The sequence below is a fragment of the Streptomyces sp. GQFP genome, assembly GCF_021545335.1.
Taxonomy (GTDB): domain Bacteria; phylum Actinomycetota; class Actinomycetes; order Streptomycetales; family Streptomycetaceae; genus Streptomyces.
In genome coordinates, this window is the sequence record NZ_CP089312.1 from 6,149,193 (window position 1) to 6,164,856 (window position 15,664).

At 69.6% G+C, this 15,664-nt stretch carries 17 protein-coding genes; 11 read left to right on the forward strand and 6 right to left on the reverse strand.

Annotated features, from left to right (window positions below):
* Positions 1–234 precede the first annotated feature (234 nt).
* The 5 genes from LUX31_RS27580 to LUX31_RS27600 all read left to right on the forward strand — a co-directional run bounded on the left by LUX31_RS27580 (position 235) and on the right by LUX31_RS27600 (position 6,006).
* Positions 235–900, forward strand: a complete 666-nt coding sequence (locus LUX31_RS27580) for a helix-turn-helix transcriptional regulator (protein ID WP_443046005.1) — start codon at positions 235–237, stop codon at positions 898–900.
* A gap of 171 nt (positions 901–1,071) precedes the next feature.
* Positions 1,072–2,133: a galactose-1-phosphate uridylyltransferase gene (galT, locus tag LUX31_RS27585; protein ID WP_235478013.1), complete on the forward strand. Its 1,062-nt coding sequence runs from the start codon at positions 1,072–1,074 to the stop codon at positions 2,131–2,133.
* Positions 2,133–3,095 carry a UDP-glucose 4-epimerase GalE gene (gene galE / locus LUX31_RS27590; RefSeq protein WP_235478014.1) on the forward strand — a complete coding sequence of 321 codons (963 nt, stop codon included), beginning with the start codon at positions 2,133–2,135 and terminating at the stop codon, positions 3,093–3,095. Before galT ends, galE begins: the two co-directional genes overlap by 1 nt.
* A gap of 47 nt (positions 3,096–3,142) precedes the next feature.
* A complete protein-coding gene (galK, locus tag LUX31_RS27595; protein WP_235480080.1) occupies positions 3,143–4,306 on the forward strand; it encodes a galactokinase in 1,164 nt (387 codons plus the stop codon).
* 95 nt (positions 4,307–4,401) lie between these two features.
* Positions 4,402–6,006, forward strand: a complete 1,605-nt coding sequence (locus tag LUX31_RS27600; RefSeq protein ID WP_235478015.1) for an MFS transporter — start codon at positions 4,402–4,404, stop codon at positions 6,004–6,006.
* On the opposite strand, the gene LUX31_RS27605 is transcribed toward LUX31_RS27600, so the two are convergent.
* Positions 6,003–6,437 (reverse strand): DUF7144 family membrane protein, encoded by a 435-nt coding sequence (locus LUX31_RS27605; protein ID WP_235478016.1) that lies wholly within the window; start codon positions 6,435–6,437, stop codon positions 6,003–6,005. The two genes, LUX31_RS27600 and LUX31_RS27605, sit on opposite strands and share 4 nt — an antisense overlap.
* Positions 6,438–6,748: 311 nt before the next feature.
* Between LUX31_RS27605 and LUX31_RS27610 the strand changes: the two genes are divergently transcribed.
* Entirely contained in the window at positions 6,749–8,149 is a 1,401-nt protein-coding gene (locus tag LUX31_RS27610; RefSeq protein WP_235478017.1) for a DUF2252 domain-containing protein, read from the forward strand.
* A 29-nt stretch (positions 8,150–8,178) separates the two neighbouring features.
* The gene (locus LUX31_RS27615; RefSeq protein WP_235478018.1) at positions 8,179–8,598 is read left to right on the forward strand and encodes an SHOCT domain-containing protein; all 420 of its coding nucleotides are present in this window, start codon (positions 8,179–8,181) and stop codon (positions 8,596–8,598) included.
* Between the two features lie 21 nt (positions 8,599–8,619).
* Here the strand turns inward: LUX31_RS27615 and LUX31_RS27620 are convergent, their stop codons facing one another.
* Together LUX31_RS27620 and LUX31_RS27625 are read right to left on the reverse strand one after the other, a co-directional pair.
* Entirely contained in the window at positions 8,620–9,531 is a 912-nt protein-coding gene (locus LUX31_RS27620) for a sulfotransferase family protein (protein ID WP_235478019.1), read from the reverse strand.
* 102 nt (positions 9,532–9,633) lie between these two features.
* A complete protein-coding gene (locus LUX31_RS27625; protein WP_235480081.1) occupies positions 9,634–10,098 on the reverse strand; it encodes a GNAT family N-acetyltransferase in 465 nt (154 codons plus the stop codon).
* 296 nt (positions 10,099–10,394) lie between these two features.
* On the opposite strand from LUX31_RS27625, the gene LUX31_RS27630 reads away from it, so the two are divergent.
* Positions 10,395–11,168 carry a LuxR C-terminal-related transcriptional regulator gene (locus tag LUX31_RS27630; RefSeq protein WP_235478020.1) on the forward strand — a complete coding sequence of 258 codons (774 nt, stop codon included), beginning with the start codon at positions 10,395–10,397 and terminating at the stop codon, positions 11,166–11,168.
* A gap of 19 nt (positions 11,169–11,187) precedes the next feature.
* Here LUX31_RS27630 and LUX31_RS27635 read toward each other — a convergent pair whose 3' ends face one another.
* On the reverse strand, positions 11,188–11,685 hold the full coding sequence (locus tag LUX31_RS27635) for a MarR family winged helix-turn-helix transcriptional regulator (protein WP_105974558.1): 498 nt from the start codon (positions 11,683–11,685) through the stop codon (positions 11,188–11,190).
* A gap of 123 nt (positions 11,686–11,808) precedes the next feature.
* Between LUX31_RS27635 and LUX31_RS27640 the strand changes: the two genes are divergently transcribed.
* The 3 genes from LUX31_RS27640 (at position 11,809) to LUX31_RS27650 (ending at position 13,734) form a co-directional block, all read left to right on the forward strand.
* Entirely contained in the window at positions 11,809–12,630 is an 822-nt protein-coding gene (locus LUX31_RS27640) for a trans-aconitate 2-methyltransferase (RefSeq protein WP_235478021.1), read from the forward strand.
* Positions 12,631–12,633: 3 nt separating this feature from the next.
* A complete protein-coding gene (locus LUX31_RS27645; protein WP_235478022.1) occupies positions 12,634–13,005 on the forward strand; it encodes a glyoxalase in 372 nt (123 codons plus the stop codon).
* A 105-nt stretch (positions 13,006–13,110) separates the two neighbouring features.
* Positions 13,111–13,734, forward strand: coding sequence for a Uma2 family endonuclease (locus LUX31_RS27650; protein WP_235478023.1), 624 nt, complete (start codon positions 13,111–13,113; stop codon positions 13,732–13,734).
* A gap of 5 nt (positions 13,735–13,739) precedes the next feature.
* Here the strand turns inward: LUX31_RS27650 and LUX31_RS27655 are convergent, their stop codons facing one another.
* Both LUX31_RS27655 and LUX31_RS27660 read right to left on the reverse strand, forming a co-directional pair.
* Positions 13,740–14,417: a TetR/AcrR family transcriptional regulator gene (locus LUX31_RS27655; protein WP_235478024.1), complete on the reverse strand. Its 678-nt coding sequence runs from the start codon at positions 14,415–14,417 to the stop codon at positions 13,740–13,742.
* The gene (locus LUX31_RS27660) at positions 14,414–15,439 is read right to left on the reverse strand and encodes an acyl-CoA desaturase (protein WP_235478025.1); all 1,026 of its coding nucleotides are present in this window, start codon (positions 15,437–15,439) and stop codon (positions 14,414–14,416) included. Before LUX31_RS27660 ends, LUX31_RS27655 begins: the two co-directional genes overlap by 4 nt.
* Between the last annotated feature and the right edge of the window lie 225 nt (positions 15,440–15,664).

Sequence of the window (15,664 nt, forward strand, 5' to 3'; positions counted from 1 at the left end):
CTGCTCAGGGACGGGGTGATGCACGTACTACATCATCACCCTCGAATGAGAGGATTTTCGACGATCCGGGGCACTTCTCTCCAGTAGGGGAAGCGCAACGTCGAACAAGCGTGTAGCTTCCGGGGGCATGGGAAGCGGGGGGAGCCGGGGGGCTCCTGTCCGTGCGGACCAATGGGCATCCAGAAGGGACAGCCATTGGGGGGACTGGGGGGTGGCTCAGTGGGAGTGCGGCTCATGGTGGTCGACGACCACCGACTGCTCGCCGAGGCGCTTGCCTCGGCGTTGAAGCTGCGCGGGCACCGGGTGCTCGCCGCGGCGGCGCCCGCCGCGGGCGCGGCGGAGCTGGTGATCACGCGTGCGCCGGAGGTCTGCCTGCTGGGCACGGCCACACCGGCCGAGCCGGGCATGTTCGACCCGGTGGTGCGGATCAAGCGCGAGCGTCCGCAGGTGGCGGTCCTGGTGCTGGGCCCGGTGCCCAGCCCGCGCGGAATCGCCGCCGCCTTCGCGGCCGGAGCTTCCGGGTATGTACGTCACGACGAGCGCATAGAGGGCGTCGAGCGCGCCATCATGAAGGCCAGGGCGGGCGAGGCGGCGGTCGCGCCCGCGCTGCTCCAGGGCGCCTTCAGTGAACTCCTCAACCCCGCCGCCCAGCCCGACGACGAGGGCCAGCGCCTCCTCCAGATGCTCACGCCGAGGGAGGTCGAGGTCCTGGTCCGGGTCGCCGACGGCGAGGACACCCGGCTGATCGCGGCCGGCATGGGCATCGCGCCCAGCACGGCCCGTACGCATGTGCAGCGGGTGCTGATGAAGCTGGGCGTGGGGTCGAGGCTGGAGGCGGCGGCACTGGCGGCCCGTACGGGCCTGCTGGACCGGGCGGGTCCGGTGCAGCAGCAGCACTGACGGCACTTCCCGACGCGGAGCCGAAGTTCTCGTGAACTCCGGCTCCGCTGGCGTTTCACGGCCCGCTCAGGGATACCCATGCTTGTGGATTTATGATTTGATGTGTTCGGTTCTGTTTGAAGCTTGTCTTGGCTTGTACTGGCTGGTTTGGGTACGGATGGAGAGTCCGGCGTGAAGAAGACCTCGACGAGGCTCGCCGACGGTCGTGAGCTCATCTACTACGACCTGCGCGACGACACGGTGCGTGACGCGGTGGACCGGCGCCCCCTGGAGCGCACGGTGACCACGTCGCAGGTGCGCCGGGACCCGCTGCTCGGCGACGCGGTGGCGATCGCCTCGCACCGCCAGGGCCGCACCTACCACCCCCCGGCCGACGAGTGCCCCCTGTGCCCCTCCGAGGGCGACCGGCTGAGCGAGATCCCGGACTCCTCGTACGACGTGGCGGTCTTCGAGAACCGCTTCCCCTCCCTGGCCGGCGACTCCGGGCGCTGCGAGGTGGTCTGCTTCACCTCCGACCACAACTCGTCCTTCGCCGACCTCACCGAGGAGCAGACGCGCCTCGTCCTGGAGGCGTGGACCGACCGGACGTCGGAGCTGTCCCACCTCCCCTCTGTCGAGCAGGTGTTCTGCTTCGAGAACCGCGGCGCCGAGATCGGCGTCACTCTCGGCCATCCGCACGGCCAGATCTACGCGTACCCCTTCACCACCCCCCGTACGGCCCTGATGCTCCGCTCGGTGGCCGCGCACAAGGAGGCGACGGGCGGCGAGAACCTCTTCGACGACATCCTGGAGAAGGAACTCGCGTCGGGTGAGCGGCTCGTCCTCGCCACCGACCACTGGGTCGCCTTCGTGCCGTACGCGGCCCACTGGCCGTACGAGGTCCACCTGTACCCGCGTCGCCGGGTGCCGGACCTGCTGGGGCTCGACGAGGAGGCACGCACAGAGTTCCCCAAGGTCTACCTGGAACTCTTGAGGCGCTTCGACCGGATCTTCGGTGAGGGTGAGCCTCCGACGCCGTACATCGCGGCCTGGCACCAGGCGCCGTTCGGCACGCTGGAGGAGTTCGAGGGCGTCAACCGGGACGACTTCGCGCTCCACCTCGAGCTTTTCACCATTCGCCGTACTTCCGGCAAGCTGAAGTTCCTCGCGGGCTCCGAGTCGGGGATGAGCGTGTTCATCAACGACATCCAGCCGGAGTCGGCGGCACAGCGACTGCGAGAGGTAGCGAGTTGATGAGCGGTAAGTACCTGGTCACCGGCGGTGCGGGCTATGTCGGCGGGGTGGTCGCCCAGCATCTGCTGGAGGCCGGCCACGAGGTCGTCGTCCTCGACAACCTCTCGACGGGCTTCCGGGAGGGCGTCCCGGCAGGTGCCACGTTCGTGGAGGGCGACATCCGCGACGCCGCCAAGTGGCTGGACGGGTCGTTCGACGGAGTACTCCACTTCGCGGCGTCGTCCCAGGTCGGCGAGTCGGTCGTGAAGCCCGAGAAGTACTGGGACAACAACGTCGGCGGCTCGATGGCGCTGCTCACGGCGATGCGCGAGGCGGGCGTCCGCAAGCTGGTCTTCTCGTCCACGGCGGCGACGTACGGCGAGCCGGAGGAGACCCCGATCGTCGAGTCGGCCCGCACGTCCCCGACGAACCCCTACGGGGCCTCGAAGTTGGCCGTAGACCACATGATCACGAGTGAGGCGACGGCCCACGGCCTCGCGGCGGTCTCCCTCCGCTACTTCAACGTGGCGGGCGCCTACTCCACCCAGGGCGAGCGCCACGACCCGGAGTCCCACCTGATCCCCCTCGTCCTCCAGGTCGCCCAGGGCAAGCGGGACGCGATCTCGATCTACGGCGAGGACTATCCCACCCCCGACGGCACCTGCGTACGGGACTACATCCACGTCGCGGACCTGGCGGACGCCCACCTCCTCGCCCTCACGGCCGCGACGGCGGGCGAACACCTGATCTGCAACCTCGGCAACGGCGAGGGCTTCTCGGTCCGCGAGGTCGTCGAGACGGTGCGCCGGGTCACCGGCCACCCGATCCCGGAGGTCGTGGCCCCGCGCAGGGGCGGCGACCCGGCGGTCCTGGTCGCGTCGGCAGACCGGGCCAGGACCCGCCTCGGCTGGAACCCGACCCGCTCGGACCTGGCGGGAATCGTCGCGGACGCGTGGGAATTCGCGCAGCGCAACGCCAAGTAGCACGTAGAACGTACGAAGAAGGGCCAGAGGTAGAGGGCATGACGGGCATGACGACTGTGGATGTCGCCGAGGCATTCAAGGGGCTGTACGGGTCGGCACCGGAGGGAGTGTGGGCGGCGCCGGGCCGGGTCAACCTGATCGGCGAGCACACCGACTACAACGACGGCTTCGTCATGCCCTTCGCCCTCCCGCACACGGCGCTGGCAGCCGTCTCCCGCCGCACGGACGGCGTCCTGCGCCTGCACTCGTCGGACGTGGAGGGCGGGGTGACCGAGCTTCGGGTCGACGCCCTGCTGCCCGAGTCGGACAGGAACTGGACGGCGTACCCGGCGGGCGTGGTCTGGGCACTGAAGGACGCGGGCCATGGGTCGGTCTCGTCCGGCGCGGACATCCACCTCACCTCGACGGTCCCGACGGGCGCGGGCCTGTCGTCGTCGGCGGCGCTGGAGGTCGTGGTCGCCCTGGCCCTGAACGACCTGTACGAACTGGGCCTGCAGCGCTGGCAGTTGGCCCGCCTGTGCCAGCGCGCGGAGAACGTGTACGTGGGCGCCCCGACCGGCATCATGGACCAGACGGCGTCGGCGTGCTGCACCGCAGGTCACGCCTTGTTCCTCGACACGAGGGACCTCTCGCAGCAGCAGATCCCCTTCGACCTCGCGGCCGAGGGCATGACCCTGCTCGTGGTGGACACCCAGGTCAAGCACTCCCACAGCGAGGGCGAGTACGGCAAGCGCCGCGCGGGCTGCGAACGCGGCGCGGAGCTGCTGGGCGTCGAGGCGCTGCGGGACGTGGCGTACGAGGACCTGGACGCGGCGCTGACCCGCCTGGGCGACGAGGAAGAGGTACGGCGCCTGGTACGCCACGTGGTGACGGAGGACCACAGGGTCGAGCGAGTCGTCGCCCTGCTGAAGTCGGGCGGCGACACCCGCGCCATCGGCCCGATCCTCACCGAGGGCCACGCCTCCCTCCGCGACGACTTCCAGGTCTCCTGCCCGGAACTGGACCTGGTGGTCGAGTCCGCGGTGGAGTCCGGCGCCCTGGGCGCCCGGATGACGGGCGGCGGCTTCGGCGGCTCGGCCATCGTCCTGGTGGAGGCGGAGGACGCGGACCGCGTCGGCAAGGCGGTCGAGGAGGCGTTCGGCGCGGCCGGGTACACGGCACCCCGGGTTTTTGCGGCGGTGCCTTCGGCGGGGGCGCGGCGGGTTCGGTGACGCCGTAGCCGCCCTCTGAGGAGGCGGTCCGCCAACCGGTTGACGTTCGTGGCGGGTCACGGGTCGCCTCTCGGGTCGGCTGGGACGATTCGCCCATGGCACCCGGAACAGGCACAGCCGAGAGTGCGGCGACAGCGCGACTCGTCCTGCTGACACTCGCCGCCGGTCAGTTCCTGATGGCGCTCGACAGCTCTGTCATGAACGTCTCGATCGCGACGGTGGCCGAGGACGTCGGTACGACGGTGACGGGTGTCCAGGGCGCCATCACGGCCTACACCCTCGTGATGGCGATGTTCATGATCCCCGGCGGCAAGGTGGGGGCGCTGATCGGACGCAAACGCGCGTTCCTGATCGGCTGCGTCATCTACGGCTGCGGCTCCCTCACCACGTCCCTGGCACCGAACCTGACCGTGCTGCTGATCGGCTGGTCGTTCCTGGAGGGGATCGGGGCGGCACTCATCATGCCCGCGATCGTGGCGCTCGTGGCAAGCAACTTCGCCGCTGAACGCCGTCCCGCCGCCTATGGACTCGTCGCGGCGGCGGGGGCCGTGGCCATCGCGCTCGGGCCGCTCATCGGCGGTGTCGCGACGACGTACTTCTCCTGGCGCTGGGTCTTCGCCGGCGAGGTCGTCGTGGTGCTCGGCATCCTGGTGCTGGGCCGCCGTATCGCGGATGTGCCGGTCGGCGAACGCCCGCGCATCGATCTCGTCGGCGCGCTGCTGTCCGCCCTGGGGCTGGGGGTCTTCGTCTACGGCGTACTCCGCTCCAGCGAATGGGGCTGGTTCCGGCCGAAGCCCGACGCGCCTTCGTGGCTCGGGGTCTCGCTGACCGTGTGGCTGATGCTGGCAGGGCTGCTGCTGATCTGGCTCTTCCTCCGCTGGGAGGCCCGCCTGGAGGAACGGCACGGCGAGCCGCTCGTCGACCCGGCCATGCTGCACAACAAGCAGTTCACCGGCGGGCTGACGATGTTCTTCTTCCAGTACCTCGTACAGATGGGCGTGTTCTTCGTCGTACCGCTCTATCTGTCGGTGGCCCTGGGCCTGTCCGCGCTCTCGACCGGTGCCCGCATCCTGCCGCTCTCGCTGACGCTGCTGGCGGCCGCGATCCTGATCCCGCGGTTCCTCCCGGACGTCTCGCCGCGGCGGGTGGTGCGGCTCGGGGTCCTCGCCCTGCTCGCGGGCGCGGTGGTCCTGATGGCCGCGCTCGACGCGGACTCCGGTGCGTCGGTCGTCACCGTGCCCCTCCTGCTGATCGGGCTCGGGATGGGAGCGCTGGCGTCCCAGCTCGGTTCTGTCACCGTGTCCGCGGTGCCGAAGGCACAGACCGCGGAGGTCGGCGGTGTGCAGAACGCCGTGACCAACCTCGGCGCGTCGATGGGTACGGCACTCGCCGGGTCGATCCTGATCGCCACCCTCACGTCCTCGTTCCTGACCGCCGTGGACCAGAATCCCGATGTCCCGTCCGGCGTCAAGAGCCAGGCCGCCGTCGAACTCCAGGACGGCGCGCCCTTCCTGTCGGACGCCCAGCTCAAGACCGCCCTGGCCAAAGAGGGCGCGAGCAGCGAGGTGACCCAGGCGGCACTCGACGCGAACGCCGACGCCAGGATCGACGGTCTGCGCGCCGCCCTCGCCATCCTCGCCCTCACCGCCCTCCTCGCGCTGTTCTTCACGCACAGGATCCCGAAGACACAGCCCCGCTAGCGTTCCGACGGGCTGGGCGCGGTGCACAGTGCCCAGATCACCAGGGCGTTGAGCGCGATCAGGACGATGGCCCAGAACGGCGCGTACGGGATCCAGAGGAAGTTCGCGAGCATGGCCAGGCCGGCCAGCCCCACGCCGACGACCCTGGCCCAGGTGGCGCCCTGGAACAGAGCGGCACCGGCGAGAGTGATGACCACACCCAGGACCAGATGGATCCAGCCCCATGCGGTGAGATCGAACTCGTACACGTAGTTGCGGGTGGTGACGAACACGTCGTCGTCGGCGATGGCGGCGATGCCCGAGAAGAGCGCCATCAGTCCGCCGAAGATCATCAGGACGCCGGCGAATACCACCCAGCCGCTGCCGATCCCCGTGTGCGCGGAACTCCGCGCCGCCGCACCCGAGTGGGCTCCGGTCACATGACTGGCCATGGCTGGTTCCTTTCCTGAAGACGGGCGCAGGCGATCACGCCGAGAGCCCGGACGATCAGTAGGGCACCCCGCAACGGCATGGTCACCTCCGGGAAGAGAAGGCGGATCTGCTGGTCCGTGCTGGTTACGACCATGGGATGTCCCTCGGTCACGGTGCCCCTGCGTCCAGCGTCCTCCTCCAGCCCGTGGCTCGCCACAGATGACCTGGCCGCCCGAGATGCCCGAGATGCCCGAGGGTGCGGAGTGTGGAACGGTGGAAGAGGGGCCGGGGCACGTTCTCCACCGGGCGGCTCCGCCCTGGAGGTGAGGACATGGCTGACCAGGTCGACGGAAACCTTCCCGAAGAACGGGCAGCGCGGGGACGGGCCGCCCGGGCGGACGCGCCGCGCTCCGCCCACGCGGAGTACCGGCCCGCGGCGAAACGGCCGGACCCGGTGGACACCATCGAGGCACAGTCCGCCGCCCGGGTCCCGGAACTCGTGCCCATCCGCTACGGCCGGATGCTGGAGTCCCCCTTCCGCTTCTACCGGGGCGCCGCCGCCATCATGGCCGGCGACCTGGCCGACACCCCCCGCTCGGGCATCACCGCCCAGCTCTGCGGCGACGCGCACCTGCTGAACTTCCGGCTGCTCGCCTCGCCCGAGCGGCATCTGGTGTTCGACATCAACGACTTCGACGAGACCCTGCCCGGCCCCTGGGAGTGGGACGTCAAGAGGCTGGCCGCGAGCCTCGCCATCGCCGGACGCGAGAACGGCTACACGGACGCCGAACGGGCCTCCGTCGTACGCGCCGCCGTACGGTCCTACCGCGAGCGGATGCGCGACTTCGCCGGCCAGGGCAACCTCGATGTCTGGTACACCCAGGTCGACATGGGCACGCTGCAGGCACTGGCGGACCGGAAGCTGGGCTCGCGGGCCCGCGAGCGCACACAGCGGGCCATGACCAAGGCCCGCCGCCGCGACAGCCTCCAGGCCTTCGAGAAGCTCACGGAGGTGGTCGACGGCCGACGCAGGATCGCCGCCGACCCGCCCCTGATCGTGCCGGCCCAGGACCTGCTGACGGGCGGCGAGCGCGACGCCCTGGAGGAACAGCTGCGCGAGCTGATCAAGCGGTACGGCCACAGCGTGCAGTCCGACCGCCGCCATCTGCTGCGGCAGTACCGGGTCGTCGACATGGCCCGCAAGGTCGTCGGGGTCGGCAGCGTCGGCACCCGCTGCTGGATCATCCTGCTGCTGGGCAGGGACGACGAGGACCCGCTGCTCCTCCAGGCCAAGGAAGCCGACCGGTCGGTGCTGGCCCCGTACGCCGGGGCGAGCGCCCACGACAACCAGGGCCAGCGGGTCGTCGCCGGGCAGCGCCTCATGCAGGCCACCAGCGACATCTTCCTGGGCTGGGAACGCGTCATCGGCATCGACGGACGCCAACGCGACTTCTACGTCCGCCAGTTGCGGGACTGGAAGGGCATCGCCGAACCCCAGTTCATGGTCCCCAGAACCATGCGTGCCTTCGGTGAGATCTGCGGCGCCACCCTCGCCCGCGCCCACGCCCGCTCCGGCGACCGCATCGCCATCGCCGCCTACCTCGGCGGCGGCGGCGCCTTCGACCGCGCACTCACGGTCTTCGCCGAAAGCTACGCCGACCAGAACGAACGCGACCACCAAGCCCTCGTCGACGCCGTGCACACCGGCCGGGTCCGCGCGCAGAGCGCATGATTCGAAGGGCGGGAGACAGGAGAACGACCATGAGCGACAGCCTCTACCTGGCGTACGACTATCCGCTGCTGGGCGCGTTCTGGACGCTCATGTGGGTCTTCCTCTGGATCCTGTGGATCATCCTGCTGTTCCGCGTCCTCGGGGACGTCTTCCGCGACGACGCGCTGAGCGGCTGGGCGAAGACGGGCTGGACCCTCTTCCTGCTCGTCCTGCCGTTCCTCGGCATCTTCGTGTACCTGATCGCACGGGGCCGCGACATGGGCAAGCGCGAACAGCAGGCCGCCAGGGCACGGCAGGAGTCGCTGGACGCGTACGTCCGCCAGACCGCGGGGAGTCCGGGCAACGGCGGCCACGCGGACGAACTGGCCAAGCTCTCCGAGCTGAAGAACAGGGGCGACCTCACGGAGACGGAGTTCCAGCACGCCAAGGAGAAGGTCCTGTCCTCCTGACCGGCCAAGGGGCGAACGGGACTACAGATACCCCCACGTCCGACACATCTCCCGCAGCACCTCGGGTATCTCCTCGGCAGCCGGAGCCGGCCGGTCCGGCTGGACCTTCCCCGAGCGGATCTTGTCGTTCCAGTCGCCGAAGCCGCCGCCCAGGACCGCGCCCTCCAGGCTGCTGCCGTACTCCAGCATGCCGGGCTGCCACTCCAGGTCCAGGAAGTCGCACAGGGCGCGGAGTTCGGTGGCGGGGTCGGCGGTGAGGTCCTCGTACGTGAGGATGTGGCCGCCCAGTTTCGCGTGGGCCTCCTCCATCGCCACCATGTACTGCAGCACCCGGGACGCCGCCTCCTCGCGGGTGCGGTCGGGTACCGCCTCGTGCCAGGAGCGGGCGACCGAGGCCGGGTGGCGGCGCAGGAAGACGAAGCGGGCGTCGGGCCAGGTCTCGGCGATGCGCTGCCACTGGAAGGTGTTGCCCGGGGTCTTCTCCACGATGAACGGCTTGCCCGACTTGACCAGTTCCCGGTGCAGGGCACGGTCCCAGAGCAGGCCCTCCAGATCCTCGTAGCCGAGACCGAGCGCCTCGAAGGAGCGTTCGGTGGGGCTGCCGGACTTGAAGTACACCTCCAGGCCGGTCAGATGCAGTTCGTGCGAGGCGTGCAGCTCGGAGTGGGCGCCCAGCATCATGCGGAGCAGTGTCGAGCCCGACCGCACGGGCGCCAGGACGAAGACCGGACGGTCCAGGAGCCGGTCGATCTCCGGGTCCACCGGATGCCGGGGCGCGGCCGGCGGCCGGGCCGGACGCGGCTGGCGCGGCTTCGGCATGGCGTCCAGGGTGCCGGCCTTCGCACCCGCGACGGTCTTGGACGCGGGGACGCGGCGCACCTGGTAGCCGGTCGTCTCGGCGATCTTGGAGTTCAACTTCCGCAGGATGCTCATGGGGCGGCACGCTAGAACTCTTACCTGAGACTTACCTTTGTCTTGCCTGAGACGGAAGTAAAAGGCCCTTGGTGAGCGCCCCATCTCTTTCAAGCCCGGCCTTCAAGCCCCTGGCAGCAACCGCTTCGTCAGCGTGTACTCCGTCACCCCCGGCGGATAGTCCGGGATCACGCACACCACCTCGTACCCCTGCTTCCGGTAGAAGTCCGGCGCCTGGAAGTCCCAGGTCTCCAGGCGTACGTCGGTGCACGCGCGCTCCCCGCGCGCCTTGTGCTCCGCTTCGGCGAGGAGACGGGAGCCGAGGCCGCTGCCCCGGTGCGGGGCGTCGACCCAGAGGTACGTCACATGCAGCCAGGTCGTCCAGGTGTGGCCGACCAGGCCCCCCGCCAGCTCACCCTTCGCATCCAACGCCCATACGTGGAGCGGGAGTTCTCGTTCTGCCGGGGTTCCGCGCAGGGCGCGCAGCACCGGTGATGCCGCCGTGTTCGTGTCGCGCAACCTTGATCGGAGAAGAGAGAGCCATTCCTTGTCGACTTCTGTCTCAATACGAAACATGCGGCACACCATAAACGTGCTGGCCAATCAGTTCTGCGAATTAGCTTCCGCTCCTGCCTCCCGGCCGTACCCTGATGAACAGCACCGGTGGGGGCCGGTGCTGATCAGGGGGCGAGACAGTCGGGTACGACGCCCGGAGTGGGGGTAGCAGTCATCGCACGGCGGCGGCCGCGCGGAGTGACTGCGGCAGCCCCGTCCCAGGCCAGAACCAACAGCCGGGGACTGCTCCGGGCGTCGTGTCCGCACGGGTTGTCCCCCCGACGATTGGGTGTCCCCAGCTCTTGAGGAGCTCGGGGAAGGGGGTTTCAGTGGTTCGCATCCGAGTCCTGGTCGTCGACGACCACCGCATCTTCGCCGAGTCGCTCGCCGCCGCACTGGCCGCGGAGCCCGACGTCGACGTCTCCGCCGCCGGCAGCGGTCCCGCCGCGCTGCGCAGTCTGGAGCGCGCGGTGGCCGAGGGCCGCAGGTTCGACGTCCTGCTCGTCGACTCCGACCTGGGCGGCAATGTGCCCGGGGCACGTCCGGCGGTGCCCGTGCAGGAGGGCAACGAGGAAGGGCTGGTCGACGGTATCTCGCTGGTCGCGGGCGTCCGTACGGGCCATCCGCATGTACGAACAGTCGTCCTCGCCGAGAAGGACGACCCGAGGCGGGCCGCACTCGCCCTCCAGGCCGGGGCCTCCGGCTGGGTCGCCAAGGACTGCTCGCTGTCCCGGCTGCTGACCGTCATCCGGGGCGTGCTCCGGGACGAGACGCACCTTCCGCCGGCGCTGCTGACGGGCGTACTGCGCGAGCTGACCGCCGCCCGCAAGCACCGCACCGAGAGCGAGCGGCTCGTGGAGTCACTCACTCCCCGGGAGCGGGAGGTACTGCGGTGCATGGTCGCCGGCCTCGGCCGCAAGGCCGTCGCCGAACGCCTGTTCCTCTCCCCGCACACCGTGCGCACCCACATGCAGAACGTGCTGGGCAAGCTCGGCGTCCACTCCACCCTCGCCGCCGTCGCCCTCGCCCGACGGGCCGGCGTCGGCCCCGTCGACCTGGGCCCGGCTGTCCGGATCGGCGTGGAGGAGAGCAGCAGCGCCTGACCGGGGACGCCTTCGGCGCTCAGCCGGGGATGTTGTCGAAGGGCGCCGTCAACTGGCGCAGCAGCCCGGCGAGTTCGCCCCGCTGCGCCCGCGACAGCTCCGCCAGGATCGCGCGCTCCTGGTCCAGCAGCCCGGCCAGCGCCTGATCCGCCCTGTCCTGCCCCTCCACCGTGAGCCGCACCAGCACCCCCCGCCGGTCACTGGGGTCGGGGAGCCGCTCCACCAGACCCTTCTTCGTCAGCCGGTCGATACGGTTCGTCATCGTGCCGGAGGTGACCAGGGTCTGGGTGAGGAGCTGTCCGGGGGAGAGCTGATACGGGTTCCCGGCACGCCGTAGCGCGGTCAGAACGTCGAACTCCCATGGCTCCAGGGCGTGCTCGGCGAAGGCGAGCCTGCGCGCACGGTCCAGATGCCGGGCCAGCCTGCTGACCCGGCTGAGCACTTCGAGCGGTTCCACGTCGAGGTCCGGGCGCTCCCGGCGCCACGCAGCGACCAGTCGATCGACCTCGTCCTCCATGACGATCAGTGTAGTGGTTGTGTCGACGTGAAGTCTCTTGGGATCAAGTCTCTTGACGTCGAGATACTTGTGGGGTCAGGCTGGACCCGAAGACCATGGGCGAGACCGACAGGAGCCCCACGCATGCCGACTTCCACCCCCGCCCCCACCTGGGACCCCACCCAGTACCTCCGCCACGCCGACCACCGAGCCCGCCCCTTCACCGACCTCCTGGCCCGAGTACCCACCCTCCCCTCCGCCGAGCCCCGCATCGCCGACCTGGGCTGCGGCCCCGGCAACGTCACCACGGTCCTCGCCGACCGCTGGCCCACCGCGCACATCACCGGGTACGACAACTCCGCACCGATGCTGGAACGGGCCGCGCGCCACGCGGGCCCCACGGCGGGCGGCGGGCGCCTCGACTTCGCCCACGCGGACGCCACGGCGTGGGCGCCCTCGGAGACGTACGACCTGATCGTCTCGAACGCCGCCCTCCAGTGGGTCGACGGCCACCTCGACGCCTTCCCGGCCTGGCTGGACGCGGTCGCCCCCGGCGGCACCTTCGCCTTCCAGGTCCCGAACAACCTCGACGCACCCCTGCACACCCTGATGCGCGAACTGGGCACAGGCGCCCGCTGGCGAAGCCGCCTCGGCGAGGTACTGCGCCACGAGGACTCGGTCCACGCCCCCCTCGTCTACCTCGACCGCCTGGCCCGCCTCGGCTGCGAGACGGACGTCTGGGAGACGACGTACCTCCACGTCCTGAAGGGCGAGGACCCGGTCCTGGACTGGGTCAAGGGCACGGGCCTGCGCCCGGTACTGACGGCTCTGGCGGCCGACCCGGAGGCGAGGGACGCCTTCATCACGGAGTACCGCGACCTGCTGCGGGCCGTCTACCCGACGGAGGAGTACGGCACGGTGCTGCCGTTCCAGCGGCTGTTCGCCGTGGCACGGAAGGCGGGCTGAGCGATGATCGCCGCCGTCGACCATGTGCAGCTGGCCGCCCCGCCCGGCACGGAGGACGCCCTGCGGGCCTATTACGCCGACACCCTCGGCATGACCGAGATCCCGAAGCCACCGACCCTGGCCGCCCGGGGCGGCTGCTGGTTCCAGGCGGGCCCGGTGCAGTTGCATCTCGGGATCGAGAAGGACTTCCGCCCGGCCAGGAAGGCCCACCCGGGCCTGCGGGTCATCGGCATCGGGGCGTACGCAGAACTGCTCGCCGCCCGTGGGGCGACGGTCACCTGGGACGGCGACCTGCCGGGGCACCGGCGCTTCTTCTCCTACGACCCGGTGGGCAACCGGCTGGAGTTCCTGGAACGCGATCACTCGTTCGGATGATCAGGTGGGAAGGGGCGGTACCAGGCGTTTCGCCTCCGTAGCGTTCGGGTGTCGCTTGTGCCGCAGTGGCGCCCGCGCCCACACTGAAGGAGGAGGTGCTTCTTGATGACCGCTCTTGCGCATGAGGTGATTCCCGTGGTGGAGGACGAGCCGGGCTCGACGCTCGACGAGATCCTTTGGGAGACCTGGAAGTCCATGGACCTTCCCGAGGGCTACCGCGCCGAGATCATCGAAGGGTCCATCGAGGTGTCGCCGACCGGTCGCCGTCGTCACGGCGTGCTCATCAACCGCCTCCGGCGGGCGCTGGAGGTTCACATGGCGCATGGTGACCATGCGCCCTACCAGGACATCAACGTCATCCACCGTCGCAAGTCCTGGATCCCCGACCTCTTCATCGCTCCCAGGGACCTGGACGACATCCCCGACGAGGACGACCTGGGAGTCGACGCGGCGGGAGTTCTCATGGTCGTCGAAGTCGTTTCTCCCGGCCGTCGGAACATCGAGCGCGACCGGGTACGCAAGCGCCGCGAGTACGCCCGGGCAGACATCCCCATCTACGTGATCATCGATGACTTCGACGACGGCGGCGCCGTGTTGGTGTTGACCGAGCCCGATTACAAGAAGGCCATCTACAAGGCAGAGCAGCGTGTCCCCTACGGCGTGGACGTAGTCATCCCCGTCGGCCCCGCCAAGGGCCTCGTGATCGGGGACGCGATCACCCGCGCTTGACCCCGTCAGCTCTTCCGTCGCCCGATCAGGTGCGGCTTCGCCTCCAGACCGTCCAGCCCGTTCCACGCCAGGTTCACCAGATGGGCCGCCACCTCCGCCTTCTTCGGGCGGCGTACGTCCAGCCACCACTGGCCTGTCAGGGCGACCATGCCGACCAGGGCCTGGGCGTACAGGGGGGCCAGTTTCGGGTCGAAGCCGCGGCTCTTGAACTCGCGGCCCAGGATGTCCTCCACTTGGGTGGCGATGTCCGAGATCAGGGATGCGAAGGAGCCTGTCGACTGGGGGATGGGGGAGTCGCGGACCAGGATGCGGAAGCCGTCCGTGTACTCCTCGATGTAGTCGAGGAGCGCGAAGGCCGCTTGTTCGCACAGTTCTCTGGGGTGGCCCGCCGTCAGCGAGCTCGTCACCATGTCCAGCAGGCGCCGCATCTCGCGGTCCACCACCACCGCGTACAGGCCCTCCTTGCCGCCGAAGTGCTCGTAGACGACGGGCTTGGACACGCCGGCCTTCGCCGCGATCTCCTCCACCGACGTCGCCTCGAAGCCCTTCGCGGCGAACAGGGTGCGGCCGATCTCCAGCAACTGGGCCCGGCGCTCGGCACCCGTCATCCGGGTGCGGCGGGGGCGCCGCGGTTTCTCATTGCTCGGAGTGCTGCTGGAGTCGGTCGCCACGGCGTCAATCATGCCGCCTTCGCGGGCTCCTTCCGGCGCCGAGGACTGTCATCGTCCGTGTTTCGACGGGAATCGATACGCGAGCGTGACGGCCAGCGCACGTCATAGGCCCAGCCGAGCATCTCGAACCAGCGGACAAGTCGCGCCGAGGAATCGATCTGCCCACGCATCACACCGTGCCGCGCCGACGTCGGATCGGCATGGTGCAGGTTGTGCCAGGACTCACCGCAGGACAGGACGGCCAGCCACCAGACGTTCCCCGAGCGGTCCCGCGACTTGAACGGCCGCTTGCCCACCGCGTGGCAGATCGAGTTGATCGACCACGTGACGTGGTGGAGGAGACAGACCCTTACCAGCGAGCCCCAGAAGAAGCCCGTGAACGCGCCCCACCAGGACATCGTCACCAGGCCGCCGATCAGCGCCGGCAGCATCAGGGACAGGCCCGCCCAGAGCAGGAACTGGCGCGAGATCGTACGGATCGCCGTGTCCTTGATCAGGTCCGGCGCGTACTTGTCCTGCGGAGTCTGCTCCTCGTCGAACATCCAGCCGATGTGGGCCCACCACAGGCCCTTCATCAGCGCCGGAACCGTCTCCCCGAACCGCCACGGCGAATGCGGGTCGCCCTCCGCGTCCGAGAACTTGTGGTGCTTGCGATGGTCGGCCACCCAGCGCACCAGCGGACCCTCGACCGCCATCGAACCGGCGATCGCGAGGGCGATCCGCAGCGGTCGCTTCGCCTTGAAGGCACCGTGCGTGAAGTAGCGGTGGAAACCGATCGTGATGCCGTGACAGCCCAGGTAGTAGAAGAAGACGAGCAGGCCGAGGTCCAGCCAGCTCACCCCCCAGCCCCACGCCAGCGGCACCGCCGCCAGCACAGCGAGGAACGGGACGATGATGAAGAGAAGGAGCGTGATCTGTTCGAGCGACCGTTTCCGTTCGCCGCCGAGGGTGGCCGAGGGCAGTGGGGTGCCGTCGGGCACGGTCGGGTTCGAGTTCGAAGCGTCTTCGATCACTTCGGAACCTGAGGTGGTCATGCGCGTCCCCTGTGGGGTGATGGGTCCAGTCCAGATCGGGCAGACACCGGGGTACGGAATCCGAGGAGGCCTTCGGATCCTCGGGCTCCCTACGGTTGCGTAACCTACGGCATCGTAAGTATGGCAGCGCGTCGCCCGGCGGCAAGAGCCCGAAATCCTGCGCGTCCCCATCGACACCTATCCTTAGGTCCGTCGGACAGCGCGGTCCGCTTTGTTTAGTTCCCG